Source organism: TM7 phylum sp. oral taxon 349 (assembly GCA_018127705.1).
In the GTDB taxonomy this organism is placed as follows: domain Bacteria; phylum Patescibacteriota; class Saccharimonadia; order Saccharimonadales; family Saccharimonadaceae; genus Saccharimonas.
Genome location: CP072328.1, coordinates 241,211 through 266,833, shown reverse-complemented (window position 1 = coordinate 266,833; position 25,623 = coordinate 241,211). Strand labels below are relative to the sequence as shown.

General features: G+C 48.4%; 25 protein-coding genes and 3 tRNA genes. 9 read left to right on the top strand and 19 right to left on the bottom strand.

Annotated features, from left to right (window positions below; translation table 11 throughout):
* Both J5A52_01390 and murB read right to left on the bottom strand, forming a co-directional pair.
* Positions 1–471, bottom strand: coding sequence for a hypothetical protein (locus tag J5A52_01390; GenBank protein ID QUB37741.1), 471 nt, complete (start codon positions 469–471; stop codon positions 1–3).
* A gap of 48 nt (positions 472–519) precedes the next feature.
* Positions 520–1,542: a UDP-N-acetylmuramate dehydrogenase gene (gene murB / locus J5A52_01385; GenBank protein QUB37740.1), complete on the bottom strand. Its 1,023-nt coding sequence runs from the start codon at positions 1,540–1,542 to the stop codon at positions 520–522.
* 41 nt (positions 1,543–1,583) lie between these two features.
* Between murB and J5A52_01380 the strand changes: the two genes are divergently transcribed.
* The 3 genes from J5A52_01380 to J5A52_01370 all read left to right on the top strand — a co-directional run bounded on the left by J5A52_01380 (position 1,584) and on the right by J5A52_01370 (position 2,668).
* Positions 1,584–1,660: transfer RNA gene (locus tag J5A52_01380), tRNA-Arg, on the top strand.
* Positions 1,661–1,684: 24 nt separating this feature from the next.
* Positions 1,685–1,761 (top strand) — tRNA-Arg (locus J5A52_01375).
* Between the two features lie 271 nt (positions 1,762–2,032).
* Positions 2,033–2,668: a hypothetical protein gene (locus tag J5A52_01370; protein ID QUB37739.1), complete on the top strand. Its 636-nt coding sequence runs from the start codon at positions 2,033–2,035 to the stop codon at positions 2,666–2,668.
* Between the two features lie 122 nt (positions 2,669–2,790).
* Here J5A52_01370 and J5A52_01365 read toward each other — a convergent pair whose 3' ends face one another.
* Together J5A52_01365 and J5A52_01360 are read right to left on the bottom strand one after the other, a co-directional pair.
* Positions 2,791–5,037, bottom strand: a complete 2,247-nt coding sequence (locus J5A52_01365; GenBank protein QUB37984.1) for an ATP-dependent Clp protease ATP-binding subunit — start codon at positions 5,035–5,037, stop codon at positions 2,791–2,793.
* Between the two features lie 239 nt (positions 5,038–5,276).
* Positions 5,277–5,660 carry a hypothetical protein gene (locus tag J5A52_01360; GenBank protein ID QUB37738.1) on the bottom strand — a complete coding sequence of 128 codons (384 nt, stop codon included), beginning with the start codon at positions 5,658–5,660 and terminating at the stop codon, positions 5,277–5,279.
* 45 nt (positions 5,661–5,705) lie between these two features.
* Between J5A52_01360 and J5A52_01355 the strand changes: the two genes are divergently transcribed.
* Genes J5A52_01355 through opgC form a run of 3 tightly spaced genes read left to right on the top strand, consistent with a single transcriptional unit; the run spans position 5,706 to position 8,894 of the window.
* Entirely contained in the window at positions 5,706–6,992 is a 1,287-nt protein-coding gene (locus tag J5A52_01355; GenBank protein ID QUB37737.1) for a DUF1727 domain-containing protein, read from the top strand.
* On the top strand, positions 6,989–7,705 hold the full coding sequence (locus J5A52_01350; GenBank protein QUB37736.1) for a glutamine amidotransferase: 717 nt from the start codon (positions 6,989–6,991) through the stop codon (positions 7,703–7,705). Before J5A52_01355 ends, J5A52_01350 begins: the two co-directional genes overlap by 4 nt.
* Before the next feature lie 46 nt (positions 7,706–7,751).
* A complete protein-coding gene (gene opgC / locus J5A52_01345) occupies positions 7,752–8,894 on the top strand; it encodes an OpgC domain-containing protein (protein ID QUB37735.1) in 1,143 nt (380 codons plus the stop codon).
* Here the strand turns inward: opgC and J5A52_01340 are convergent.
* The 3 genes from J5A52_01340 to J5A52_01330 all read right to left on the bottom strand — a co-directional run bounded on the left by J5A52_01340 (position 8,881) and on the right by J5A52_01330 (position 11,078).
* The gene (locus J5A52_01340; GenBank protein QUB37734.1) at positions 8,881–10,416 is read right to left on the bottom strand and encodes a glycosyltransferase family 39 protein; all 1,536 of its coding nucleotides are present in this window, start codon (positions 10,414–10,416) and stop codon (positions 8,881–8,883) included. The genes opgC and J5A52_01340 overlap by 14 nt on opposite strands.
* Positions 10,417–10,505: 89 nt before the next feature.
* Positions 10,506–10,985 carry an NUDIX hydrolase gene (locus tag J5A52_01335; protein QUB37733.1) on the bottom strand — a complete coding sequence of 160 codons (480 nt, stop codon included), beginning with the start codon at positions 10,983–10,985 and terminating at the stop codon, positions 10,506–10,508.
* Between the two features lie 17 nt (positions 10,986–11,002).
* Positions 11,003–11,078, bottom strand: a tRNA-Pro gene (locus J5A52_01330).
* An 85-nt stretch (positions 11,079–11,163) separates the two neighbouring features.
* Between J5A52_01330 and J5A52_01325 the strand changes: the two genes are divergently transcribed.
* On the top strand, positions 11,164–11,772 hold the full coding sequence (locus tag J5A52_01325; GenBank protein QUB37732.1) for a hypothetical protein: 609 nt from the start codon (positions 11,164–11,166) through the stop codon (positions 11,770–11,772).
* Positions 11,773–11,781: 9 nt separating this feature from the next.
* Here the strand turns inward: J5A52_01325 and J5A52_01320 are convergent, their stop codons facing one another.
* Positions 11,782–12,438, bottom strand: coding sequence for a 2,3-bisphosphoglycerate-dependent phosphoglycerate mutase (locus J5A52_01320; protein ID QUB37731.1), 657 nt, complete (start codon positions 12,436–12,438; stop codon positions 11,782–11,784).
* Positions 12,439–12,531: 93 nt separating this feature from the next.
* Here J5A52_01320 and eno point away from each other — a divergent pair, with 93 nt between their 5' ends.
* Both eno and J5A52_01310 read left to right on the top strand, forming a co-directional pair.
* Complete coding sequence (gene eno, locus J5A52_01315) at positions 12,532–13,812, top strand: phosphopyruvate hydratase (protein QUB37730.1); 1,281 nt, start codon at positions 12,532–12,534, stop codon at positions 13,810–13,812.
* Positions 13,813–13,934: 122 nt separating this feature from the next.
* Positions 13,935–14,468 carry a class E sortase gene (locus J5A52_01310; protein ID QUB37729.1) on the top strand — a complete coding sequence of 178 codons (534 nt, stop codon included), beginning with the start codon at positions 13,935–13,937 and terminating at the stop codon, positions 14,466–14,468.
* An 8-nt stretch (positions 14,469–14,476) separates the two neighbouring features.
* Here the strand turns inward: J5A52_01310 and rny are convergent, their stop codons facing one another.
* The 11 genes from rny to J5A52_01255 form a co-directional block, all read right to left on the bottom strand.
* Positions 14,477–15,967, bottom strand: a complete 1,491-nt coding sequence (gene rny / locus J5A52_01305) for a ribonuclease Y (GenBank protein QUB37728.1) — start codon at positions 15,965–15,967, stop codon at positions 14,477–14,479.
* 155 nt (positions 15,968–16,122) lie between these two features.
* On the bottom strand, positions 16,123–16,515 hold the full coding sequence (locus tag J5A52_01300; protein ID QUB37727.1) for a hypothetical protein: 393 nt from the start codon (positions 16,513–16,515) through the stop codon (positions 16,123–16,125).
* Positions 16,512–16,976 (bottom strand): tRNA (adenosine(37)-N6)-threonylcarbamoyltransferase complex ATPase subunit type 1 TsaE, encoded by a 465-nt coding sequence (gene tsaE, locus J5A52_01295; GenBank protein ID QUB37726.1) that lies wholly within the window; start codon positions 16,974–16,976, stop codon positions 16,512–16,514. The genes J5A52_01300 and tsaE overlap by 4 nt, the downstream gene beginning before the upstream one ends.
* Positions 16,977–17,071: 95 nt before the next feature.
* Positions 17,072–18,778: a hypothetical protein gene (locus tag J5A52_01290; GenBank protein QUB37725.1), complete on the bottom strand. Its 1,707-nt coding sequence runs from the start codon at positions 18,776–18,778 to the stop codon at positions 17,072–17,074.
* Between the two features lie 101 nt (positions 18,779–18,879).
* Positions 18,880–19,311, bottom strand: a complete 432-nt coding sequence (locus J5A52_01285; GenBank protein QUB37724.1) for an HIT domain-containing protein — start codon at positions 19,309–19,311, stop codon at positions 18,880–18,882.
* Between the two features lie 137 nt (positions 19,312–19,448).
* A complete protein-coding gene (locus J5A52_01280) occupies positions 19,449–20,168 on the bottom strand; it encodes a succinylglutamate desuccinylase/aspartoacylase family protein (protein QUB37723.1) in 720 nt (239 codons plus the stop codon).
* A gap of 87 nt (positions 20,169–20,255) precedes the next feature.
* The gene (gene dnaK, locus J5A52_01275; protein QUB37722.1) at positions 20,256–22,154 is read right to left on the bottom strand and encodes a molecular chaperone DnaK; all 1,899 of its coding nucleotides are present in this window, start codon (positions 22,152–22,154) and stop codon (positions 20,256–20,258) included.
* A 145-nt stretch (positions 22,155–22,299) separates the two neighbouring features.
* Complete coding sequence (locus J5A52_01270; GenBank protein QUB37721.1) at positions 22,300–22,764, bottom strand: nucleotide exchange factor GrpE; 465 nt, start codon at positions 22,762–22,764, stop codon at positions 22,300–22,302.
* Complete coding sequence (locus J5A52_01265) at positions 22,765–23,475, bottom strand: transcriptional regulator (GenBank protein QUB37720.1); 711 nt, start codon at positions 23,473–23,475, stop codon at positions 22,765–22,767.
* Between the two features lie 80 nt (positions 23,476–23,555).
* Positions 23,556–24,281, bottom strand: coding sequence for a hypothetical protein (locus J5A52_01260; GenBank protein QUB37719.1), 726 nt, complete (start codon positions 24,279–24,281; stop codon positions 23,556–23,558).
* A gap of 111 nt (positions 24,282–24,392) precedes the next feature.
* Entirely contained in the window at positions 24,393–25,433 is a 1,041-nt protein-coding gene (locus tag J5A52_01255) for an acyl-CoA thioesterase (GenBank protein QUB37718.1), read from the bottom strand.
* Between the last annotated feature and the right edge of the window lie 190 nt (positions 25,434–25,623).

Here is a 25,623-nt window from a genome sequence, read left to right as displayed (position 1 = left end):
TCATTGTTGATGTAAACTCTCTACTCTGTGAACGGTGTTATCTGATTCAGTGCGGTAGTACAGCACGAAACGTACGCAGGGAACGCTTGTGCAAATATTATCATCAGCGTCAAATACTTGGTACACATATTCACTTATACTTACCATCGGCTCGCCTATCGTATCCGTAGCAACTAAACTATTGCTTGTTTTGCCTGGTGCAATAAGTGCTTCATTATCGTTAATAATTTCTTGGGCTTTTGTCTGTATATCCTGTTTAGTGGGATAACTACGCCCAGCAGTAGAAGTGTGTAATTTATAATACAGCTCAAGCCGCTCGACAATAGCATTCACATTGAGCTGGCGCTGATTGTCTCTCGAAATCCTAGCAATACCCGTCGCTGACACGACAACAATCGCCGCCAGAATACCAATAACCGTCACGATCGTAATTATCTCTATCAAACTAAATCCCCGCGATTGCCCGTGCATAATACTATTATATAGTGCTTACGGCAAAATCAAAATGGCTCTTTTCAATTATGAGATTTCGAGCGGCTCTTGCTGAATAGTAATGCCGAATTTCGTTTGCACCGTATTGATGATATGCTGCCGTGCCGCCGCGAGGTCGTCATAACTTTTCGCCGATTCATTAACAAGTACAAGTGCGTTCTTATCGTAGACGCGCATACCACGATACAGCATGCCCTTTAGTCCTGACCGTTCAATCAACCAACCGGTTGGAATTTTCACATTGCCATCTGGTAGATCATAATGCGGCACATTGGGATAATCGGCAACGATGCGCTCGTAAATCTCGCGCGAAACGATAGCATTTTTAAAGAACGACCCTGTATTCGGCGTAGCGCGCGGGTCGGGCAATTTATTCGCGCGAATCGCGATAACAGCGTCACGGAGCTGTCGTACGGACGGATTAGCAATACTATGCTCGCGCAGATACGTTTCAATCGCCTTATAGAATGGCGGTTGCGGCAATACAGCACGAAGCCGCATAGTTACTGCCGTGATAATGTAGCGTCCTTGTTCGCGCCCGCGAAAAATACTATGGCGGTATGAAAATTCGCACTCCGCGTTCTGTAGCCGCGTAAACGTGTCGTTTTTTGCATCATACGCGTCAACATACGTAATAACTGAGGAAACTTCTTGCCCGTATGCGCCAATATTTTGTACCGGCGCGGCGCCAACTGTACCTGGAATTGCCGACAAACATTCTATACCGGATAGATTCCTATCAACCGTTTGCGCAACAAACGCATCCCACAGTTCGCCCGCCCCCACCGTGAATGTCGTATGCTGCATCGTCTGATCAATAACGTCAGTACCGGGAATTTTATTTAATATAACGAGCCCGTTAAATCCGTCATCGCGCGCAAGCGTATTGCTGCCACCGCCGAGCACATACCACGGTAGCTTGTGTTGGCGCGCGTAAGCAACCGCCTGACGTACGTCGTCTGGCGAGTACACTTCAACGAGTTGTGCCGCATCGCCACCGAGACCCATCGTCGTTAACGCACTAAGAGATGCCTTATACTGAATATTCATGTTTATATTATAGCGCGTTTCATGCTATACTACAGCTGTGTGCGCCCGTAGCTCAGTGGATTAGAGTATTTGGCTTCGAACCAAAGGGTCGCAGGTTCGAGTCCTGCCGGGCGTACCATCAAGCGCTGTTAGCTTGATACTTGCCCCGTTAGCTCAACTGGATAGAGCGTTGGTTTCCGGTACCAAAGGCTGCAGGTTCGACTCCTGTGCGGGGTACCATTGTTGTATGTATGAGATGATGCTCAAAGACAATAAAAGCTTACATTCAAAAAAACCGCTTGCAAATAGACAATCGCCTGCAAGCGGTTTTGAAATGATGCAACTGCGCAAAACTAAACTAATTGCTTCTTGCGTTTCTCAATCTTTAACTTCTTTTTGCGAGCGCGCTTGATATCAGCACCGTGCCAACTGCGATGTTTTGCCATATACTCTCCTTTACCCTCATAGTATACCATATTGCAAATCAGGTCAGATATGATACACTAAGCTTATGGTTACGAAAAAAACAGCCCTCAAGAAAACGAAGCGAACACAGACAAAAGCAAAGAGAGCGCGATCACGCCATATCTCAAAAACTGATACGCATTTTCTGATCAAGCGCAGTTTACTGTCGTACGCAGTACTCGTATTTCTTTTTTTCGCACTTTTAAGCATGAGTGTGTACCTCGTCGACCGTATGATTGTCGAGAATAGCCATCATCGACGACACGCACAGATCGTGTCAATTTATCGTGATTTGAATCTCGGCGAGAATTATCGGCCCATCAGCTCAAATATCTTCGGCGATAAGCGCGTCTATAGCTGGGACAAACATCGCAGCTACGCATCAGTCGTGACATACGGGCACAATGCAACTGTCGGCGATACTATCAAAGAATTGAGAGAGAAAGCGGAAAAAGCCGGATTCACACAACAAAAAATCGAATACGAGGGTAGCTCAAGCCCAGTATACGAATTTAAGAACGACAAAGGCAACTGGCTGCGCATTCGCGCTATACCAAAAGCCGACCGCGACGATGCTATTTATGGCACAAAAACGTACCAGTTCGTCAACACTGAAACGACTAACGCAATGGCACCAACCCACGTTGAGATAAAGGTAAACCTAGACGATAATAATGAGTAGCTAACAAGCTGCAGATAATATATCCGCTTAAAACCATGGGCGGATATTTTAATTATGTAGCTAATTCGCGCTCGCATTCTCCTGCTAGTCACGAACTAGTTCTAGCCGAAAGAAGTAATACTTCAGGCGCTTGATTCAGATTTAGGGACGGCAGCATCGCCATCTGCTACAGGCGGTAATTCAACGCCGACAGACGGCGCTACCGGCTGCGGCGATGGAGTGTTTGCGAAAGCTTGCTCAACTTGCTCAAGCGTAATATGCACCGTATCGCCCGGATTCACGCTGCCCGCAAGCATTTGTTTGGCAACGGTATTTTCAACAGCTTTTTGCACGACGCGGCGCATCGGGCGAGCACCCAAACGCGGATCGTAGCCTTTCTGCACAAGCAATTGCTTAGCATCGTCGGCGACGTCAACCGAAACTTTTTGCGGCGCAAGGGTTTTGTTGACGCCTGCTAACACTAAATCTAGCACCTGAACCAACTCTGCTGGCGTGAACGGGCGGAACAGTACAATCTCGTCGAAACGATTCAAAAACTCGGGGCGAAATAAATTAGCATTAATCAACTCATTGATAAATTGCTGTTCGAATTGTTCCAACTGATAGCCGCGCTCAATGTATTCGCGAATCCGATCAGCGCCAGCATTACTCGTCGCAATAACAATAGCGTCGCGGAAGCTAATCTCGCGGTTTTTAGCATCGCGCAGAATACCTTCATCCAGCAGCTGCAGCAGCGTTGCGAGCACTTCGGGCGCGGCTTTTTCAATTTCATCAAGCAGTACAACACTAAACGGTTGCTTCATAACTTGCGCTGTTAGACTCATCGGATCATCTGCGCCATCAGCAATGAGACGCGTCACATCGTCGGGGCGTACAAATTCATTCAAATCTAACCGTATTAGCTTGCCTTCACCGCCAAAATACACGTCAGCAAGCGCTTTGCTGAGCTCTGTTTTACCCACCCCGGTCGGACCAAGAAATAAAAACGTGCCGATCGGACGATTCTCATTACGTACGCCTGCCCGCGCCCGGCGCAAAGCATCGCTTACGACATTGACGGCGCGCACTTGATTAACCATACGCTCATGGATTAAATCCTCCATATTAAGCAGACGCTCGCGATCTGCTGCGTCGCTCGCAACACTAACCTTAACGTCGAGCGTTTTTTCGATCGCACGCTGCACCGAGTTCATCGTTACCAATCCCGACTCGCTAAAGCCAGCCGACGATTCAAGCAGTTTGAAAGCGCGCCCCGGCATCGCCAAATCGTGCACGTAGCGCAGCGCCAACCGGTACGCCTCCTTCACTGCTTGATGCATAAACGTAACCTGCCGGCTTGCCTCAGTGTAAATCAGCTGCTCTTGCAAAATTTGCAATGTCTCATCTTCATTCGTTTCGGCAATGTTGATGCGATTAAGCGCATTGATGAGTGCCGGATTGCGTTGCCCGATTTCCAAAAAGCGCTGTTCGTCCATTGACAAAATGATGCGCAATTTGCCGGCATCCAAGATCGGCTGCAATACATTCGATAGATCAACCGCACCTGTACCTTCTTCAAAAAATAGCTGCGCATCTTCCAGGCAGATGATGATATTTTTCGCATCGTATGCTTCACTAAGCACCTGCATGACGAGATTTTCCAGCTCACCGCGTCCGGGCGCCGCCGCAATCAACGTCGCTGAATCAAGAATGAACACTTGACGAAACCGTAGGTTTTCGGGTACGCGCGCTTCGGCGTCAAGTAAACGCTCAGCAAATGCGCGGATTACCGTCGTTTTACCCGAGCCAGACTGTCCCACGAGCACCGCATTTTGCCGTCCACCACTACTAAACGTATCAACCAGCTGGTCAATCGCTTCAGTGTGCGACGGCACATCAACTACCGAAACTGTACCATGTGCGCCGATTTGTTCACTGATATTTTGCCCAAATCGATCAAGTAACGGGATCCAACCAAACGACCAGTCACGCGCGATACCACCCGTACGCCGACGGTGCTCATGTCGATCAATCAATGCCCATAAATGCTGCTGCCATTGAATACCGCGATCAAGATCATCGGTATCAAGATGAATTTGCGCAATAACCGACTCGAAATTCGGAAAATTCCGTACGATCGCTACCGCTAGCACGCTCGCCGTAATCTGCGTCATGCTGTTCGCTTGACGTACATCGTCGGCAGTTTGCCATAAGTCGCGGATCATGTTCGGATCGCCGTTCGCCATTGAGTTTAGCAGCGACGGCGTCAACCCTAACCGCGCACCCATGAATTGCCCGCTCGGCACTTCGCCAACCGCCTTTGCGACGTCTGCCGGTGTTGGGCGTGCTGGCAACCGCCCAAGAACATCGCCCGCCAAAAGCGCCGTCATATCGCCACCCTTACCGACCGGTAAGCTCTTCACATGCCATTCATAGAACACTACTACTATTGCAATAACACAACCAAGTGCACATGCCAACCATCCAGCCGACAGCCTCTCAACAACAAGCAATACGATGCCAAATAGCCACAACAAACCCGATAACCACGGCAACAACTTTGCGACAGCGCCAGAGAGTATACGCCCAAATCGCGCCTGCTGCGCCCTAAGTGCATGGTAGTTAAAATCTATAGATGCCACGGAATCCACCCCGCCATCGTACAAAAAACCGCCATCACCGGAAAAATCGGCACAAGCGGCCACACGAGAATCTTCGCTAAACCAATTACCGCTGCCGCACTCACGACGATTGACCCGATGATCAACACGAACGTCCGTATAAATCCGCCAATTATACGCGAAACAAGCCGATCAAAAAATGCCCGTAGCTGCACGCTTAGCGGACCGCGCACGCGCCCCGCCGAGATCTGCCGCCACGGCGCAAACAACGTTTTTAAGAGTAACCCAAGCGAAAAGTAATCATACACATCCAGCAGCGACTCGTGTACGCGCACTATCATCATTTTCCAGCCCGTACTATACCACCAAGAACAAATGCCCACGACAAACATATCTTCATTGTACGATATTTTGCAAATATACGCTACAATAAAGATATGAATAAACGCCACACACTTACGACCGTTCTTGGTAAAACGGTTCGGCAGGTTGCGCGTCTGCGCGGCGGCGGATCGGCGCTGCCTGGGCTGTTCGTCGAGAAAATTGATCCCGATTTTGTAGCGCGCACGCTCAAACATTTACCACGGGGTATCGCAATTATCAGCGGCACAAACGGCAAGACAACGACGACGAAGATGGTCGTTGAGCTCCTTAGAGGACAAGGGCTAAACGTATTCACCAACCGAACCGGCAGCAACTTTACCCGCGGCGTAGCAGCAGCATTGCTAAGCGAAGTCGATATATACGGCAATTTGGATGCTGATATCGCCGTATTGGAGCTTGACGAAGCTTACGCTGTGCATTTCGTGCATGCAATCAGCCCGAATTATTGTCTGCTGCTTAATGTCATGCGCGACCAGTTGGACCGCTTCGGTGAAATCGACGCAACCGCTAAATTGCTCCATACCGTTGCAGCGCACGCTACCAACGGCGTCGTTGTTAATCGCGACGACCCGCGCCTAGGTAGCCGCGCATTCGCAATTGATGTTACTGCGCCAATTCGAAGTTATGGCGTACATCCTGATCTACAGTCATTGTTTCCGTCTGACGATAATCTGCGTGGCGCGCACGGCAAACACACCGCAAATTATACTGACAACGACGACACGATACTTGAGTCGGTTAACGGGCAACGGGCAACAATTTCGTTCAGCGGAGATACTCACGCTATATCATTATCACTGCACGGCATTTATAACGTATTGAACGCAACGGGCGCAATCGCCCTAACACGTATGATTATGGGTGACGATCTAGACACTCAGAAGATGCTTGATTCGCTCAGTCGTATCACACCGGCATTTGGACGCGGTGAGCAGATCATGGTTAGTGGGCAACCTTGCGAACTCGTTTTAGTCAAAAATCCAGCAGGATTCCGTCTAAGCCTCGCGTCATTCAGCCCAGACGGCTACGCTACGATGATCGCTGTCAACGATAATTACGCCGACGGGCGCGACATGAGCTGGCTGTGGGATGTTGATTTTGATAGTTTGCGCACACAGGGTGTTGCCGAACTATCTGGCATACGAGCGTACGACATGGCGTTGCGGTTACAATACGAGCTCGTTGAAGTATCTCACGTCGAGCTCAACCTTACTGCCGCACTGAAGCACTTTATTGATACAAACCCTAATAAGCCAAAACGTATTTACTGTACCTACACCGCTATGCTCCGCTTGCGGCACGAACTAGCAAGATACACAACCGTCGAGGAGATTGCATGAGATCAATTAATCTACTGCAACTATACCCCAAAGATATGAATATCTACGGCGACTGGGGCAACACACTAGTACTGAAACGCCGGCTAGAATGGCACGGCTACAATGTCCAACTACTGGAGTACAATCCTGGTAACGAATTTCCGCAAGACGTCGACTTAGTCGTCGGTGGCGGTGGACAAGATTCCGGTCAGCTAAAAATCCGCGATGATCTACAAAAAATCGGATCGGTCTTACGTGCACTCGCCGATGACGGCGTACCAATGCTCGTAATCTGCGGCATGTATCAGCTATTTGGCAAATTTTTCAGAACTAAAGGCGGAGAAATAATCTCCGGCATCAAGCTGCTTGATATCGAAACTATCGGCGGTGATGAACGTCTCATCGGTAATATCGTCACATCAAGCGAGCAATTTGGACTGATCGTCGGCTACGAAAACCACTCAGGACTCACAACACTAGGAGCAAATGTTCGCCCGCTCGGTCAAGTGATTCGCGGTGCCGGTAACAATAATCAGGATGAAACCGAAGGCGCGCGCTACCGCAATGTTATTGGCACATATTTACATGGTTCGCTCTTGCCAAAAAATCCAGCAATTGCCGATTGGTTGATAGAACAGGCTGTTACACGCAAATTCGGCGACTTCACGCCAACAGTTATTGAAGATCGTTTTGCCATGTTAGCCCGAGATATTGCTCAACGCCGCCCGCGCTAAATTTTCAGCATATTTTCAAAAATCAGAGAGAGTATAATGAATAGCTATGGTACGTTCCATACCGCAATCAATTGAAGAACCGCATATTGAGCGTATCCGCACATTCGACCTAATGCGCGGCTTATTTTTGATTGTCATCTTGCTTGACCATTTGGCGTATTATCCAAGCGGTCTTGATATTTTTACAGGACGTGGATTACTATACATCTCTACCGCTGAAGGATTTTTTGCAATTTCAGGACTTGTGCTCGGTATCGTGCGTGGACGAAAGTTGCTAAAAAAACCATTGTCGATAGCTGCAAAGTTACTGCTTAAACGGAGCGTCCAATTATACATTGAATCAATCATTCTCACGCTTTTATTCACAATTGTCGCTTGGCTGTTCTATCACAACCCAGAGATTAAATACGGTGCCGCTACGCCCGATACGCCGTTTTGGCAGGTCGTATGGCAAACAATCACACTGCAATATACCTACGGCTGGGCAGATTTTTTGCGCTATTACGCGCTATTTCTAGCGGGCGCGCCATTTATATTATGGCTACTGCGCCGTGGTAAATGGTATATTGTCACGATAATCAACATCGCGCTGTGGTGGTATTATACGCAAACGCCTGGCGGCGAAACATGGCTACCTTTTTCATGGCAGCTAGTGTTCTATTCTGGATTTATCATCGGATTTTATTGGCCGGCGCTCATGCGCTGGTGGCGGCGCACACTTCATGCATGGCAGCGACGAGTAATTGCGCGCACGATTACCGCGCTATTCTTACTCGGGTTTACTATCAACTTTTTGCTCATGCTCAACGCGAATTATTGGCACATTGAGCCGTTTGCCGCTTGGCACAATCAGTACAATATGGAATATTTTGACAAAGACCGCTTGCCGATTCCGCGTCTCACATTCGGCGTGATTTGTTTTTGGGGATTATTCGCGCTCGTGCGACGCTACGAAAAAACCATCGCGAAATACCTGGGCTGGTTACTCATACCGCTTGGCACAAATTCGCTGTATGTCTACACAATTGAGGCATTCATCGTATATTTTGCCCATCTATTTATACTGCCGCCGCAGCCGCTTATTGCTGCTGCACCGTGGTTCGCTAATCTTATCCTTTCTGTTGCCGCAATCATGCTTATATGGGCAGCGGTGCGCCGCAAATTTCTGTTTTCAGTTATCCCGCGCTAGTATCGTACAATCCGGCACGATACTCAACACTGCGGTTAATCGAGTCGTACGCATCAACTTTTTTCACGAGCCTCCATGACGCAACGGGAGGTTCGATTTCATTTTCAGTTACGTTGACGTACCAGACGTAACGGTGTTGCTTGGCAAATGCTGTTAAATCGGCAATTTTTCCTGTATCATCCTCTTTAAGCATAGCAAGCGACCCATAATCTTCATTGATTGTTGACGCTGGATAATAAACTGGGTGCGTATTGCTGCTATAAAAACTCGCCTCGTAATATACCCATGGCGACGCAGCAACAACAGGCTGACCCGCCTTACCCGCCTCGGCAATATTTGCCATAAGCTCCGATATACGAATTGATTTATTGGTATTTTTATTGTAATTGCCGTAATAATACACGTTGCCGATGCCAGCGAGCGCAACAATAATAAGGATAATTGTACAGTGCCGCATGAGTACCGGATGCGTTTTCGCCGCTGCAAGCAAACACCCTGAAATAATTACCGCGAGCGCGATTTGCGCATATAGCACGTAGCGGTCAATGAATGACGAACTCAGTGGCGGCATCGACAAAAGCGTCAGCAAAATCGGCGGCACAATAGCAAGTGATACAAATAGTGCCGCGCCACCTCTTCGCGATTGCCGAATAAATTGCCGCAATCCAAAATATAGCACTACTCCAACGACCGCAAACGCGATAAACGCCGCAATCGCCCACCAGCCGTCCATTTGCGCAACTTCGCGGTAAAATAGCATGTCTGTCAAATAATTAATCGGTGTTTGTGGCGTAATCGGCGGAATCCAAAACCCAACTTGTATCGTCGCAAATTGACGTACCGCTGTTGGCAGCCATACTGCGAACAAGCCGACCGCCAACACGTGGCACCATACCCACTCGCGCGCGAAAAACTTCTTCACGCGACCGGCACATACTTCGCGATACCGCCATGCCCAATGTGCTAACCACGCCAACGCTACAAAATAATGCGTAAGCATACCGACCGCCAACAGTGCACCATACAAGACCCACAGCCAACGGCGATTTGTTTTCATCGCACACAGCAACACATATGTCGCCCACATCACGATCGCAAACACTAGCGTGTACATGCGCGCCTCGTGCGAAAATCGCACAAAAACCGGCGTCAGCGCTGTCGCTGTTACTGCAGCCAGACTATACGACGATCGCTTCGTAATGTAGCGTACAACAACATACAGCCCAACCAATCCGACGAGCGCAAACACCAAGCTTAAAGAACGAATCGCGAGTGTACTGTGACCAAAAATAACTGTCCAGCCTTTCAATAGCCAATAGTATAGCGGCGGGTGAACATCAAGCGAGGTAAAATGCGCAATCTCTGCAACATTAAACCGTGCCAAATACGCACTAAACGCCTCGTCAAACCAAACCGACCACCGCGTCATATTCCCGAACACTACCCCCGAGAATACCGTTAATATCATACCTAGCGCCCACCATTCGTGAGTCGCCGCCCACTGCCCAAGTTTTCGTTTCATATCATTATCATAGCACGGGGAGGACGAAAGTAAATAAGCCCTTAGGCGCCACCTACTCTGAAGCTCTAATTACTATTCTGAGCAATTATTTATACTTCAACATACAAATCACTATTATTTTCTAAAAGCGTTCTTTGAAATTCCTCATAACTGCGTTTGTCGCCAGACAATTCCGCGACCTTATCAAAAGCTACCCACATAACCTTTTCTATCTCTGCATTCGGGATAACTATATTTCCGCTCGCATACTTTAGTTGCGTCGCAAATCCAACATTAAACCTATCGCGGTCGCCATCTTTCCCAGTCGTATAAATAATTGCGAGAGGCTTGACGTGCTCATCCGAAACAATAAGACCAGTCTCTTCAAGAATTTCGCGTATTGCTGCTGATTTTGGAGATTCCCCCTCTTCAACGATACCACTCGGAAATGTCCAGTGGTCTTTATAGCCAGCTTTCACCATCAGGACTTCGTTGTCTTCATTTATAATCGCAAGGCATGCGCTGCACATTTTACCGGGTAGCGTTTTCGACCACGCTTGATTCTCTGCTTTTGTAAATACTCGCGCCATAATTAATGATAAAAAACTGGTCGGGGTGACTGGACTCAAACCAGCGACCTCACGGTCCCAAACCGCGCGCGCTATCAACTGCGCCACACCCCGTTATACTGCCAATTCATCTCGGCATCCCTGGCTATTATAGCGTAGATTGCGTGACATTTCCAGGCGCAACCGCTACAATATAAGTATGACTCGCTCAAAACGCACATCGCGCGCACTTGCCGTTGCCAACACGTTTGGTACGCTCGGATATCTTTCGCTCGTTATCCAATGGGCATGGACGGGGTTGATCCTCGCGTACCCGATCATCATGAAAGCAAACCACGGCGATTTATGGTGGCTTTCGCCTAATTGCCGAACGCACGAATCAACACCTGCCCAGCCGATCGATTTCGGATTTGCAACGCCGGCAGTCAGCTTCCTGGCAATCGTCATTGCGATAGTCATCGTTGTAGTGTCGGTCGTCGCTGTCATCCGCCTGCCAAAGAACGTCGGAAAAACGGGTGCAAAGCTTACGCAAACCGCCGCCGATGCGATCATTCCTGTCGTTGCGCACGCTAAAGACGTGCCAAAAGCTAAACGCAAACGTTTGTCATTTAAGATTATTGTTGCACTCAAATGTACGTGTACTGTACTGGCGCTCGCGCTATTGTTGTTTGCACGCCCGATCGGGCAAGTTACGTTCCCTGTTATCTGGGCAGCTGGCATGTTTTGCTTTGTCTGCACGATGATATATTGGCTGATTCAATACATCGCGGCACAGGTCGGACGCGTACCGCAGCATAAACTATGGTAATTGATTTGGCTACGCTTTTGGCGGCGTAATGTCGATTTGGCGAACCGTCTTTTCAACCGGCAAATCGTGTTTGTCATCAAACCAATATACAAGCAGCGCGCCAAACGGCATTTCTACTGTACCAATATCAGCGTCTGAGATTTGGTCGAGGTATTTCATTAGTGCGCGAATCGTGTTGCCGTGCGATACCAACAGAATATTTTCGCCGCGTTGCAATCGCGGAATGATTTCGGTTTGCAAATATGGAACTGCACGGGCATACACATCTTTTAGCGTTTCGCCGCCTGGCACAGGATAGTCCCAGCCGCGCCGAATACCGTTAAACGCTTCTTCGCCGATTTCATTTTTAACTTCCCACTTATTTTTACCTGTTAAGTCGCCGTAGTCGCGTTCGTTCAGCTCTTCTGCGATAATACGCGGCAAATCAATTTGATCGCCTTTGCCTTCCAGAATACCATCGCACGTCTGGCACGTACGTTTCAGCTCGCTCGTATATGCTTCGTTGAATGTAATGTCGCGCAGTTGTTCGCCCAACATAACTGCCTCACGGTAGCCCTTCTCGGTAAGGTTAACGTCTGTCCAGCCCGTCCATTTACCAAGCAAATTCCACTCGCTTTCAGCGTGGCGGCTAATAACTAATATTCCCGATTTTTGCGTTGTCATCATACTATTATTCTAGCATAATTTCACAGTTTCATTACTTCACTCTAGGCTATTTATCTCCATTAACATAAGCGGTTTCCATGGTATAATTAAAATATGCAAGACTTTTCTATCTCATCTATCACAGCACGACAAATTTTAGATTCACGCGGCAATCCGACTGTTGAAGCCGACGTCGTTTTACGCGATGGCACGCTGGGGCGCGCTGCCGTACCAAGCGGTGCAAGCACTGGCGCGGGCGAAGCACTTGAACTGCGCGACGGCGACAACGGCTGGGGTGGCAAATCCGTCTACCAAGCGGTTCGTAATGTCAACGAAATTATCGCGCCTGCTCTCGCCGGCAAAGACGCAAGCGACCAAACAGCACTCGACAATATTATGCTTGCACTCGACGGCACCGACAACAAATCCAAGCTCGGCGCAAATGCAATCCTCAGCGTCAGCCTCGCCGCCGCTAAAGCTGCCGCAAACGCAAAAAAGCAGCCGCTCTGGCGCTACGTCGCCGACATGACCGGCAAATCACCAAGTTTACCGCTTCCGATGATGAACGTTATGAACGGCGGTGCACATGCCGCTTTTGCGACTGATATTCAAGAATTTATGATTATCTGCAAGGGAGCAAAAACATTTGAAGAAACACTAAAAATGGGCACCGAGATTTTCCACGCGCTCGCAAAAATCTTAAAAAACCACGACTACCCGACAACTGTCGGTGACGAGGGCGGCTATGCGCCGCGTGTACGCAGCGGCAACCGCGAACCACTCACGCTACTAAGCGAGGCAATAACGAGCGCTGGCTATACGCTCGGCAGCGACGTTGTATTCGCAATGGATGCTGCATCAAGCGAGTTTTATCAAGATGGTCGCTACGAGTTGAAATGCGAGGGCAAATCATTGTCAAGCGAAGAGATGATTGACTGGCTTGAAACACTCGTAAACGAATTTCCGATCGTTAGCATTGAGGATGGTTTAGCCGAAAATGACTGGTCTGGCTGGCGACAATTACGCGAGAGGATCGGTGACCGCATACAGCTCGTAGGTGATGATCTACTCGTTACAAACACTAAGTTGGTACAAAAAGCGATCGACGAACATGCTGCCAACGCTCTGCTCGTTAAACCAAATCAAATCGGTTCGCTCACCGAGACGATCCAGGCGGTCAGCATGGCGCAAGACGCCGGCTGGAAGACCGTCATGAGTCACCGTTCTGGCGAAACTGAAGACACAACAATTAGCCACTTAGCAGTAGGCTTAGGTTGCGGGCAAATTAAAACCGGCTCGCTGTCGCGCACCGACCGAATCGCAAAATATAATGAACTATTGCGCATCGCCGAAAGCGACAACAGTCTGCAGCTCGCACGTCCGTTCGACGTTTAGCATTCGCGCTCGCAATACCGTTTATGGTATACTCATAAACGAAAGGATATTTCGAGTTGTTAACGATTAAACAAAAAACAAACCGGAAGCGACCGTTAATTTTCATATGCTTGGCGGGTAGTATGTTCGCCGCAGGAGTTTATCTGCTCGCGCTCGTCGCTGCACCAAGCGTTGCGCCGTTTATTGCAATGAAACCGATTGAAGTTGCCGCCTTGCCGAAGCCGCGCACCACCGACAACCGAATCATCATACCAAAAATCGGCGTCAATATTCCTTACGGATCGGGCGCGGCAGCATTAGACCGCGGCGCCGAATGGCGGTATCCAAATAATGGCAGCCCCGCCTCGGGCGGCAACTTCGTTATTGCAGCACACCGGTTTAGCATTCAGCCAACGCCGCAAAGTACAATCGAAAAATCACCATTTTACCATATAGATAAACTCTCAGTTGGCGATAAAATCATCGTTGATTACAACGGCGAGCGCTATGGTTACGAGATTAACAATATATTCGACGTACAAGCAACACAAACCGAAATTGAAGCGCCGTCAACCGAGGCAAAACTAACACTCTACAGCTGCGAACTTGGTGGCGCAGACACAGGACGCATAGTCGTGACAGCAAAGCTACTTGGCAAGGTAAAAATTGATCAGTAAAAAGCTATTTATTTTGCAAACTCAATCGCACGCGTCTCGCGGATCACGTTTACTTTGATCGTGCCCGGATATTGCATTGTCGATTCGATTTTCGTTGCGATATCACGCGCTAGCTTGATCGCGCTCAGGTCGTCAACTTTTTCCGGTGTGACAATCACGCGAACTTCGCGCCCAGCACTAATTGCATACGCCTTGCCGACGCCTGAAAAGCTCGTTGCAACGTTTTCCAAATCGCGCATGCGCTCGGCAAAGTTTTCCGCTGAAATGTTACGCGCGCCCGGACGCGCCGCGCTAATTGCATCGCAGATCCGCACGACAATCGCTTCAACCGTCGTCGCCTCAATATCGTCATGGTGCGCTTCAATTGCATGGCAAATCGCCTCGCTCAAGCCTGCCTTGCGCGCTAAATCCGCACCGATATGATGATGCTTCCCCTCGACTTTATGCGTCACTGCCTTACCGACATCATGCAACAGCGTCGCGATCTTCGCCGTACGCACATCCGCACCGATCTCGTCCGCGATCATGCCCGCCATCTGCGCCATCTCGGTACTGTGCTTCAGCACATTTTGCCCATAACTTGTACGGAATTTTAGCTCGCCAAGCAGTTTCAGCAAATCGCGCGGAATGCCAGTCACACCAGCCTCACGCGCCGCATCTTCGCCGGCACGCATTGTTTCTTTGTCAATCTGCTTTTCAGCCTTAGCAAACACTTCCTCAATCCGACCAGGGTGAATACGCCCATCTTTCATGAGCATTTCAAGCCCAAGTCGCGCCACCTGGCGGCGAATCGGATCAAAACTCGACAATACCACCATACCTGGCGTGTCATCGACCAAGAAGTCTACACCTGTTGCACGTTGCATTGCTTGAATGTTACGCCCCTCTTTACCAATAATGCGACCTTTCATGTCATCATCCGGCAGCTTAACTGCTGTCACAGTGCGCTCTGCTGTTACTTCGCTCGCCATACGTTCCATAGTCTCAACGAGGATTGTCTGCGCGCGCTCTTCGGCATCGTCCGTCGCTTCTTGCTGTAGTTTCGCTACTAGATTTATCAAATCATGTTTAACGTCGCGCTCCGTCATTTTCATAAGTTTCTCGGCAGCATCTTTCTTTTTTAGTCCAGCGATTTTTTCAAGTTTTTCCTGCTGGCGCGTACGAATGCCGCGAATCTCACTTTTTAGCTCTTCGACTTCATCTTCTTGCTTACGCAGCCTTTCGCTCCGTTTATCAAGCTCGTCTAATTTGCGGTCAAGCGAATTTTCACGCTCAACCAGCCGATTCTCGGTCTTTTTCAGCTCGCGGCGGCGCTCCTGCTCAATCTTGAGCGCTTCGTCCTTTGCTTTCAACACGATGTCGCTCGCTTTACGCTCAGCGCGCGCGACGAGTTTTTCGGCGGTCTCTTTACCTTTAGTTTGTACTTGCTTGTCGTACGCAACTTTACCGCCCACGCCAATAGCAGCACCAACGATTGCGGCAATAATTCCCTCTATCATAGTGTTCCTTTCTCTTACAATCGCTCTTTGTGCGACGCAGGAATGTAGTCGGCAAGAAAGTCACATTGTAAGAATCATTCAAAAAATTAACTAGTCAGTGTCAGGTAATAAACTAGACTCTTCTATTGTAGCATGTTTTTGACAGGCGCAGCAGACTATTTGCGCGGCTTGGTGATGCGCGCCGCACGACCGTATTCCGGCAAGACAATCTCGTCGGTTTCACCACGGGCAAGTCGCGCGAGACAATCGCTCGCCCACGCTTTGCCCGTTGCACCGACAATTGGCACTCCGCGGTCGCTTGCAAGTGTATTCAGCACCGTCATACCAATACGCAGACCAGTAAAGCTGCCCGGACCGCGAAACACGCCAATCCTAGATACGCTGTTAAACGACGCACCCTGCTCATTCAGGCGATCACGCAAATACGCCAGCATATCACGCGCGAGGTTCCGCTCTGCCGCCCACGTGTAGTCATGGCGTTCACCCGTCTGTTCGTCTACCAAGCTCAGCTCAACCGTCATGCCAGCGCTATTCCATAGTATGATCATTTCATTAGCTCCTGCACGATATGCTTACTGCATTTACCGCCCGCCTCAAGTTCCAGCCGGCGCGTGTCGTCGGCCTGCACACAGATAGTGATTCGCAGAGTGTCGTCCGGCAATACATCGCCGACCACTGCCGCCCACTCAATCACCGTCACCGTCCGTGCGTCCTGCACTACCTCGGCAAGTTCCGCCTGCATAATTCCCGCGTTGTTCAAACGATAAAAATCATAGTGCGCCAGCCGACGCCCGTTCGGCGCATCGTATACGCGACTCAGTGTAAATGTCGGACTCTGCACCTCTTCGGCTATTCCCATGCCGCGCGCCAACCCCTTCGTCAGCATTGTTTTGCCCGCGCCAATATCACCGACCAATTCAATCGTCTCGCCGCCCGCAAGTCGCGCGCCTATACGCTCACCAAGCGCTATCAGCTCATCTACCGTTTGTACGACTACCTCGTGTGTCATGTGCTTAGTATAACATTGTGGCTAGTCGGTGCGCCAGAATGATACGCCCATAAAGACAATCTTCACTATACGTAAGCCTCTAGTCAATTGTCTCTTTATTGCGTTAACCACTCGGTAAATTCGTGTCCGCGCACGTCTGACTGTCCATTCGTGTCAAGACTGTTTGGATTTAACCGGCTTTTTCGGCCGTATATTGTTGTCATTAATTCTATGAATTGTCTCCGAGCTTCTTTCTGTTCATCAAACGTGTAGTTTGTCTGGTTGAAGGATTTATAAATAACGTGGGCAATATCGCCAAGACGCATGCGTTCTCGTTCAGCTTTCGTGATAAATTGCACTTCCGTCGGCACATATATAACACTCGTGTCGTCCTCATCTAATGTTTGGCGTAAAAGGTATGTCACTTTTGCCACCTCGAGCCGCTTGACGCCTCTACGCTCAATGTCATCCGCAGACTCAATCTTACACGCATATAAATCAGGATCAATGCCAAGCTTGTCAAGCTGACAACAGACTGTTTCGACGTACGATTCTGTGCCCTGAATATGGATAGCTCTTTGTTTACTTGGCGCTGCTTTTAGGATAATACTCGACGCACTATCACTTCCCCGCCTCAGAATATCTTCCGCTAAAAACGTCGCAAAGCTGATTGCCGACGACTCCTCATCATTTGATATAACAGTAATCCCTAGAATATCCATAGGCATGTAGTTGTCGCCATTTCTCTTCTTACTGCCGTCAATTTTGTTCGCGAGCGATCCAACACTTTTAATACGAAATTTAACACGAAGATCATTATCATTACCCACTGGGACTTCGCCCATACAAACAGGAAATTTACCTGCAGAATCTACGCCCACAACTGATACGTAATCCATCGCTCCACTTGCACCAAGCGCTGCGCCTATCAATTTGCTCGTATCCAACGTAGAAATAGCACGCACAAAGTCCTCCGCTTCAGCGAGAGAATCAATCTTTCCTTGTTTTTCTAAACGAATACGTTTTGCTTCGTTTGATAGTGCCGCCGCCAATGCTTCGTAGCCCAAAACTTCACAGAGCGGAGAATAGAACGACTCAGCTTCCATCAAGTCTTGCAATCGCGCCGACTCTCGATCTGACGATGGGTATATAAGATTATCAAGTACCTCACAAGCTTTTATCAACACCGACTCTAAATTAACCTGTTTTAGAAAACCGCTAATATGTTCCGGATCTATCATAGGTTCAATTGTCGCCCACGCTTCCGACGGAATACCTCCCCTGTATCGACTTTTCAGCATTTTTTGTATTTGCGGATCAAGCGGTTTGCCGCGATTCGTTGAATGATCAGCCATACGGCAACGATGTTCGCCAGCGGCGCCATCAACCAGAAGCATATCGCGTAGCAACTCGCTTATATATGTCGTCTCCTCGTCGCTGAGCCGCGGGTCTGTCAAGAAGTTGAGCAACGTAATCCGCGCTGCTTCAGCGCGCTCTTCATTATACCGAGGATTATTCGTATTAAGCGCACGTTCTGAGAGGTCATGCATAAAAGCAGACGCAATCGCCGCCTGCGGCACTTCGCTGCCAACAAACGCCGACAACAACCCTGCTACACGTTCGCCATGCTTAACGAAATCGGAACGTTCAAATCCATCTTCAACAGACGCTACATATTCTTGAGTTGCACAACGGGCACCTTCTACAATATACAACTCATCACCATCCACCTCTCCACCTGCGCTGCTACGTGGATTGTCAAGCAGCGACTCATCTATCGTGAATCCAACTTTTTTGCTCTTATTTATTAATCCGCCATTCATCACGGACATAAATTATACAACAAATATTATTTTTTTGCAATACAATATTACAGCATTAAAGCACGTCCGCGTGAATCAACCACGCAATTCTCCGTTTCTTTTTATTTTGCGATCATAATATACGGTTTCTCAACACTGAGCTGGACTTTTTTTGGCGCACCATAGTTTTTTATTAGATGCGTGTGCTGATGTGCAACCGATTTCTGTGCGCTTTTCGGCGGACGAGCATAAAACGAATAGCCGCGCACTTCGTACGCTGCGATAATATTGATAAATTCCTGGCGCTCTGCTGCTGTAAAGACATGAACACCCTCGATATGGCGTTTTGGCACGATCATTACATGATCAGCAACATCGCAGCCATCCCATACGCTATAGGGAAAATTATTCCGAGCAACCCAAAAATACGAAAACTCCTCTTTGACCTGTGGGTGCGTCGAGGTAAACTCGCAAAAATCACAGCAAATCCCCGCTGCTTTTGCCTGCTTGCGCTGCAGCGCGTAGCGTTTTTCAGTTTTGCGTGTCCGATACATTTATTGCTCCCGCTAGTATGCGTACTTACTTTTTATAATATCTGCACCACTATAGCACTCTTCTGTTATATAAACCACTACTTCTCGTATACTCTTCTCTATCAGCACGCAAAGGCGTGTAGTTGAAGGGCTTTTGGCTATAAACTAATTTCTCTCGGTTCGCTCAACGTAAACCCGATGTATGTTCCGTCCTCTTTGTATGCTTTCTCTCCGATAAATGACGGTGTATAACGTAAGTCTTTTCGGTAGACAAAGTTATCTCTACTGCTCAATATATCACTATCGTTGTTAGTCAGTATTTTACCTTGCATTTGATAGACGACTTTGTTATTGCTTGCCACTTCACTGCGAACAAAACGCATTATATCATCACAAATTGCATCCAGTAGAGCCGTATTGATATTGTCATTTGGAATTTCGTAGGCGATAAAGTGTGGTGCAACTTCTGTAATATCGTGCAGTGGATGTACGACGATGACATTATTTACATGGCTCGCTCTCATATACCGCCGTACTTCACTATCGTTGATCGTTGAGACTATCAAACAATTTGGCTGTATTGCAGTTGTCGTATGAAAATCAATTACCAAATCAGGTTTATTCACCGCGATATAATTCTTTATATAATCCGCCCGCCGAGATTCATACGTATCAAGTGCTGTGTTGTAACTCCGATTTATATCCGATTCAATATACCGTTTACATGCTGCAAATGCCCGCGGGTTACCGATGAGTATATCAACATACTCTAGCACTTCTTTCCTGTGCTGCAATAAGTGGCTAAATAACTTTGGACCAAGCAGCTCGTTGCCGTGACTTGCGCCAATGAGTAATATATTTGGGAATGCTTTTACCATACCCCTATCATAGCAAAGAATCCTTACTCTAACGAGCAAGGATTCTTTCGTGTGCTAACAACGGTTCAATAGCCTTATCGTAGAAAATTACTTTTTCTCGTCAACCACCTCACCCTCAACCGGTTCGTCCTTATCGGATTTTTTATCGTCCGATTTTGACTCGTCAGCTTTTTTGTCGTTAGCAGCTTGCTGATACATCTTTGCTCCGATCGGCATAATGGCGTCATTCAGTGCTTTCAAAGCCACCTCTAGCTCATCTTTATCTTCCGACTCCTTATGTTTTTCAGCTTCTTTTACAGCGTCTTCAATCGCTTTTTTGTCATCGTCAGAGATTTTGTCTTTATACTCGTCCGGCATTTTTTTCGCCTGATAAATCGCGTTCTCAAGCTGATTCTTCGCGTCAATTGCTTCGCGCTTTTTCTTATCCTCGTCAGCGTGCAACTCGGCTTCTTTTTGCGCTTTTTCAATATCCTCCTTACTCATGTTGCCAGAGTTCTGAATAGTAATAGACTGCTCTTTGCCTGTACCTTTATCTTTCGCTGTTACATTCAAAATACCGTTCGCATCAATATTAAACGTTACCTCAATCTGTGGTACGCCGCGTGGCGCCGGTGCGATACCATCTAGAATAAAGCGCCCTAAGCTTTTATTATCGTTTGCAAATTCGCGTTCGCCCTGCAGAACATGGATTTCCACTTGCGGCTGGTTATCGCTTGCCGTCGAGAAAACTTCCGATTTGCTGGTTGGCACGGTGGTGTTGCGCTCAATCAGCTTCGTCGACACGCCGCCCATCGTTTCGATGCCAAGACTTAGCGGCGTCACGTCAAGCAGCAGCACATCTTTCACGTCGCCCGCTAGCACGCCGCCCTGGATCGCCGCTCCAACCGCCACAACCTCGTCCGGATTAACACCTTGCATCGGGTCTTTACCAAATAGTTTTTTCACCCGCTCAACGACTGCCGGCATGCGCGTCATGCCACCAACCATCACGATATTATTAATGTCTGATTTTGATAGCTTCGCATCTTTGAGCGCTTTTTCAACCGGACCATCCAAGCGGTCAAGCAAATCTTTCACAAGATCTTCCAGCTTCGCGCGCGTCAGACTAAGCTCAAAATGTTTTGGACCGTCGGCGTCGGCGGTAATAAACGGAATGTTTACTTCATACTCCGTAGTCGACGACAACTCTTTCTTAGCTTTTTCTGCCTCATCCTTCAGGCGTTGCATCGCTGCGTTATCTTTACGTAGATCAATTCCCTCTTTGGATTTGAAATCGTCAAGGAAATAATTCACGATCGCATTGTCGAAGTCCTCGCCGCCGAGGTGCGTGTCGCCATTCGTACTTTTTACTTCAAACACACCGTCGCCCAGCTCCAAAACACTAACATCAAAGGTACCCCCACCAAGATCAAACACAACGATCGTTTCATCATTCTTACCTTTTTCCAAACCGTATGCCAAAGCCGCAGCTGTCGGTTCGTTGATAATACGCTTGACTTCCAAGCCGGCGATCTTGCCGGCATCCTTCGTCGCCTGGCGCTGCGAATCATCAAAGTACGCTGGCACAGTGATAACCGCTTCGGTCACCTTTTCGCCAAGAAATGCCTCGGCATCAGCTTTAATTTTGCTCAAAATCATCGCCGAAACTTCTTCTGGCGTGTATTCCTTGCCGCCCATCTCGACCGCTACGCCGCTACCTTTTTTGACAATCTTGTACGGCATGATGTCTAGATCTTTTTGGACTTCTTTATCGCTAAATTTACGGCCAATCAGACGCTTCACGCCATAAATCGTGTTTTTTGCGTTCGTCACGCGCTGGCGCTGCGCCACCTGCCCAACAAGGCGCTCGCCTTTTTTATTAATCGCTACGACCGACGGCGTTGTTCGATTACCTTCTGCATTTGTGATAACCTCCGGTTTACCCGCCACCAAATATGCAAACGCGCTGTTGGTCGTGCCAAGGTCAATACCGATAATTTTACCCATTTTATTCCCCTTTCGTTAAATTATTAGTAGGTCAAATTGTCTTACTGCTATTTTAGCACTCTTTGCTAGTGAGTGCCAATATATTCAGTATAGAAAATTAGCACTCTCATGTCAAGAGTGCTAATTCATGTCTTTGGATACTTCATCATTTCCGTACGACACGCACCATCGCATGGCGAATTGGTACACCATTTAACGTGTAGCCAGCTTGCATTTCCTCAGCGATAACTTCGCTGTCACCTTCAGATTCTTCGTCAAATTGCACTGCCTGGTGCAATTCCGGATTAAACATCGTACCCGGCGCAGCGGCAATTTTTTTCACACCGAGCGCCTCAAGCTGTTTCGCGAGCTGCTTATCAATGCCCGCAATGCCTTTTGCCCATGGATTATTTGCTAAGTCCGCCGGTACATTCGCCACTGCCCGCTCAATTGTATCTATTACTGCGAGCAACTTCAAAATCGCCTTCGTTTCACCCGCCTGGCGCGCCGCTTGTTTTTCACTTTCCATGCGCTTGCGATAATTTTCAAAATCCGCCCGCGTACGCTGCAAGTCCTGCGTCAACTCACCAATTAATTGCTCATACTCTTCTGCTTTTTTTTGCTTTGTCATCTATAAAACCTCCTCTAACATCGTTCCGGCGCGTCGGACCAATTCCATCGTACGGCGATAATGCTGGCGTGTTGGACCAATAATGCCAATGTAGCTGCGATCGCTGAATGGCGAGCGGAACCGGCTAATAATAAGTGTTGCGCCGCTTGATTTGCCGATCGGATTTTCGCTGCCAATAAAGACATTGAGCGGCTCATTTGGCTGTGCCTCGCTCAGCCACGGCTCAATATTGTCAATCAATGTCGCAACGGCGCGCACATGGTCGCCTTCGCGAAACTCCGGGTGGCTAAACAAATTCGCGATACCGTTCATATACAGCTCGCTGCCAATCGTCGCAAATCCAAAATTTCCCGTCAAATCCACCAGACTATCAACTGCCGAACGAATTGCCCGATCAGCCTTGTTGATGTGCGAACTGACATGAGCCTCAATCGCTCGCGCACTGCGGTCAATGCCGCTCGGCAACTCCGTCATCGTCGCTTCGGTGATACCATTCACATAAAACCGATAACCTTTGTCGGTCGGAATACGCCCCGCGCTCGTATGCGGCGCTTCAATAAATCCCATATCTTCAAGTTTCGCCATTTCGCTGCGAATCGTCGCACTGCTTACGCCAAAAAGTTTCGCTAGCGTAACGCTGCCTACGGGCGCCGCAATCTCGGCGTATTGTTCAATAATCGCTGCTAAAATCGCTTGTTGGCGGTCGGTCATGGCTATATTGTAACGCATATTTAGCACTCATGCAAGGCGAGTGCTAAATCGTCGGCACTACATAACCGTCACAACAAACCCTATCCGCGGCGCGGCTGTGCCAACCCTTGCAGTTCCTCAAGTAGATCCCGCGCCACTAGTCGCGCTTCATCGTCTTTGCGGTTATATGCATCCGGTTTTCGCGCGATATCACCTGCGATACGCACTGTTTCGTCCAAATTGTCGTTAATAATAAAGTGATAGTACGGCACTTCCAAAGCATGCGTCAACTCTTTGATAGCGCTCGCGAAACGTTTCGGCCATTCGGCTTCAAATTCCTCAACACTCGCATAACGCGTCTGCAGCCGGCGGCGCCACTCATCGTAATTTGGCGGTAATAAAAAAATTGCAACAACTGTTTGCGATAGGTTTTTATATTCATCCACACCCTGCACATCAATATCGGTAATAGCAATTCTGCCCGCATCGTGAATCGCCTGAATCTCCGCTACGCCCGTGCCATAAACTGTACCGTGCACGAACTTCGCCTCAATAAAGTCATGAGCATCAAGCATTTTTTCTGCCGTCGCCTCGTCAATGAAATGATAATCGACGCCATCGCGCTCTTGCACGCCAGCATTTCGCCGCGGCGGGCGCGTCGTATATGACACAATATCTGCAAACTCCGAGTCTTGCAACAGCCGCTGCTTTGTCGTGTCCTTGCCTGCGCCGGAAATTCCCACCAATAAAACAAGTTTCGTATCTGCGACAAGCTGCCGCACGCCGCCATTCGGCTGGTAGGCGGCAATTTTTTGTGCTAAATCCATGCCCTATTGTACCACATGGCATCTTGACGATACTTAACGCCGAGTCAAATATGCAGCCAACATCAGCGCACTTACTAAACCGCCGGAACTACACGCTGCCCAAAGTTCACGCTACGGATGCCATATCTGCAGTCTATCGTACATCAGCTTGCGGCTTTCGCGCGCTGCCCGCGTATTTGCGTCCGTCGTGCCGCCAACGTTCATGCGTATTGACTTCGTTGACAATACACCGTTACCCGCAAACACATGCCCCGCCCCACCGTATATCGCCAGATCAGTATTCTGCGGTCGCTGGTCTTTAATGCTTTTACCCATGCTGGCGCTGTTCCACATTTGATCATCGCTGCCCGCAATAATCAATAGGTTCGCTTTGGTATTGAGCGGAATCTTCTTGCTCTCATTGTTCTCATCCATATCAACCGCCGCTTGGTACGCGTTTTTATATGTAACCGGCGCTTTTGCTATCATCGGAACTATCATATCACCAATAAAATGTCCGAAACTTGTTTTTTGGATATCAACATACGGCAGCTCCTTACCTTGCCACGTCCACGACGAACCATAATTTTCAAAATCAAGCCCGTTGAAATTATATGCTGATGGTGCCGCCAAGATCGCATTATTGATTTGCGGATATTTCGACGTGAGGTTAAGTACATATTCCGCGCCTTTCGACGTACCCATCACTGTCAATGGCGATGTGCTCCTAGCGTGCGCTTCTACATAACGCAGTACCCTTTCAAACTGCTCAAGTGGTACGCGCGCCAATGTTTTTGGCTGATTTTTCTGCCCAAACATAAACAACGATAATACCTCGTAACCATTCTTTGCAAAGTCAACCGCCTGTGCGTAATTCGGTGTACCATCCGATCCGCCGTAAACGATGATTATACCTTTATGCTTAATTTCGCGCGGTACGAGATGGAATCCCTGCGCCGCACCGTCATCAACGCGTCGCACATCCACTCCATCAATATTAGTTGGGTAGAGTGATAAATTCGCCGGATCGCGAAAATACGCCGGCGCATCAAATTTGTATGCTTTGCCACCATACACATGGTCGTTGTATGCCCGCACACCAACGATAAGCAATGCAATCGCAGCGATAATACTAAGTAGTACAAGACTAATTCGTTTTAGTTTTTTAGCCATTTTTAAGCCCCTTTATTGATTTTAAGCGTCACGCAATTTCATATAGACTACTTACACATATTATTCTAGCATAGAATAGCACGTCTCTGTTATGACTTGTCAGTTATAGATCTCGCCAATCAGAAAATCTGGCGAACCAAAATGAATATTCCGCCCAGAAAATTCATCTATATCATTCTTTAGCTGACTA

What these genes read in the sequence shown, in the direction of transcription:
- J5A52_01390 (QUB37741.1), bottom strand. Translation starts at nt 471, where the DNA reads ATGCACGGGCAATCGCGGGGATTTAGTTTGATAGAGATAATTACGATC.
- murB (QUB37740.1), bottom strand. Translation starts at nt 1,542, where the DNA reads ATGAATATTCAGTATAAGGCATCTCTTAGTGCGTTAACGACGATGGGT.
- J5A52_01370 (QUB37739.1), top strand. Translation starts at nt 2,033, where the DNA reads ATGGTTACGAAAAAAACAGCCCTCAAGAAAACGAAGCGAACACAGACA.
- J5A52_01365 (QUB37984.1), bottom strand. Translation starts at nt 5,037, where the DNA reads ATGACGGCGCTTTTGGCGGGCGATGTTCTTGGGCGGTTGCCAGCACGC.
- J5A52_01360 (QUB37738.1), bottom strand. Translation starts at nt 5,660, where the DNA reads ATGTTTGTCGTGGGCATTTGTTCTTGGTGGTATAGTACGGGCTGGAAA.
- J5A52_01355 (QUB37737.1), top strand. Translation starts at nt 5,706, where the DNA reads ATGAATAAACGCCACACACTTACGACCGTTCTTGGTAAAACGGTTCGG.
- J5A52_01350 (QUB37736.1), top strand. Translation starts at nt 6,989, where the DNA reads ATGAGATCAATTAATCTACTGCAACTATACCCCAAAGATATGAATATC.
- opgC (QUB37735.1), top strand. Translation starts at nt 7,752, where the DNA reads ATGGTACGTTCCATACCGCAATCAATTGAAGAACCGCATATTGAGCGT.
- J5A52_01340 (QUB37734.1), bottom strand. Translation starts at nt 10,416, where the DNA reads ATGAAACGAAAACTTGGGCAGTGGGCGGCGACTCACGAATGGTGGGCG.
- J5A52_01335 (QUB37733.1), bottom strand. Translation starts at nt 10,985, where the DNA reads ATGGCGCGAGTATTTACAAAAGCAGAGAATCAAGCGTGGTCGAAAACG.
- J5A52_01325 (QUB37732.1), top strand. Translation starts at nt 11,164, where the DNA reads ATGACTCGCTCAAAACGCACATCGCGCGCACTTGCCGTTGCCAACACG.
- J5A52_01320 (QUB37731.1), bottom strand. Translation starts at nt 12,438, where the DNA reads ATGATGACAACGCAAAAATCGGGAATATTAGTTATTAGCCGCCACGCT.
- eno (QUB37730.1), top strand. Translation starts at nt 12,532, where the DNA reads ATGCAAGACTTTTCTATCTCATCTATCACAGCACGACAAATTTTAGAT.
- J5A52_01310 (QUB37729.1), top strand. Translation starts at nt 13,935, where the DNA reads ATGTTCGCCGCAGGAGTTTATCTGCTCGCGCTCGTCGCTGCACCAAGC.
- rny (QUB37728.1), bottom strand. Translation starts at nt 15,967, where the DNA reads ATGATAGAGGGAATTATTGCCGCAATCGTTGGTGCTGCTATTGGCGTG.
- J5A52_01300 (QUB37727.1), bottom strand. Translation starts at nt 16,515, where the DNA reads ATGATCATACTATGGAATAGCGCTGGCATGACGGTTGAGCTGAGCTTG.
- tsaE (QUB37726.1), bottom strand. Translation starts at nt 16,976, where the DNA reads ATGACACACGAGGTAGTCGTACAAACGGTAGATGAGCTGATAGCGCTT.
- J5A52_01290 (QUB37725.1), bottom strand. Translation starts at nt 18,778, where the DNA reads ATGAATGGCGGATTAATAAATAAGAGCAAAAAAGTTGGATTCACGATA.
- J5A52_01285 (QUB37724.1), bottom strand. Translation starts at nt 19,311, where the DNA reads ATGTATCGGACACGCAAAACTGAAAAACGCTACGCGCTGCAGCGCAAG.
- J5A52_01280 (QUB37723.1), bottom strand. Translation starts at nt 20,168, where the DNA reads ATGGTAAAAGCATTCCCAAATATATTACTCATTGGCGCAAGTCACGGC.
- dnaK (QUB37722.1), bottom strand. Translation starts at nt 22,154, where the DNA reads ATGGGTAAAATTATCGGTATTGACCTTGGCACGACCAACAGCGCGTTT.
- J5A52_01270 (QUB37721.1), bottom strand. Translation starts at nt 22,764, where the DNA reads ATGACAAAGCAAAAAAAAGCAGAAGAGTATGAGCAATTAATTGGTGAG.
- J5A52_01265 (QUB37720.1), bottom strand. Translation starts at nt 23,475, where the DNA reads ATGACCGACCGCCAACAAGCGATTTTAGCAGCGATTATTGAACAATAC.
- J5A52_01260 (QUB37719.1), bottom strand. Translation starts at nt 24,281, where the DNA reads ATGGATTTAGCACAAAAAATTGCCGCCTACCAGCCGAATGGCGGCGTG.
- J5A52_01255 (QUB37718.1), bottom strand. Translation starts at nt 25,433, where the DNA reads ATGGCTAAAAAACTAAAACGAATTAGTCTTGTACTACTTAGTATTATC.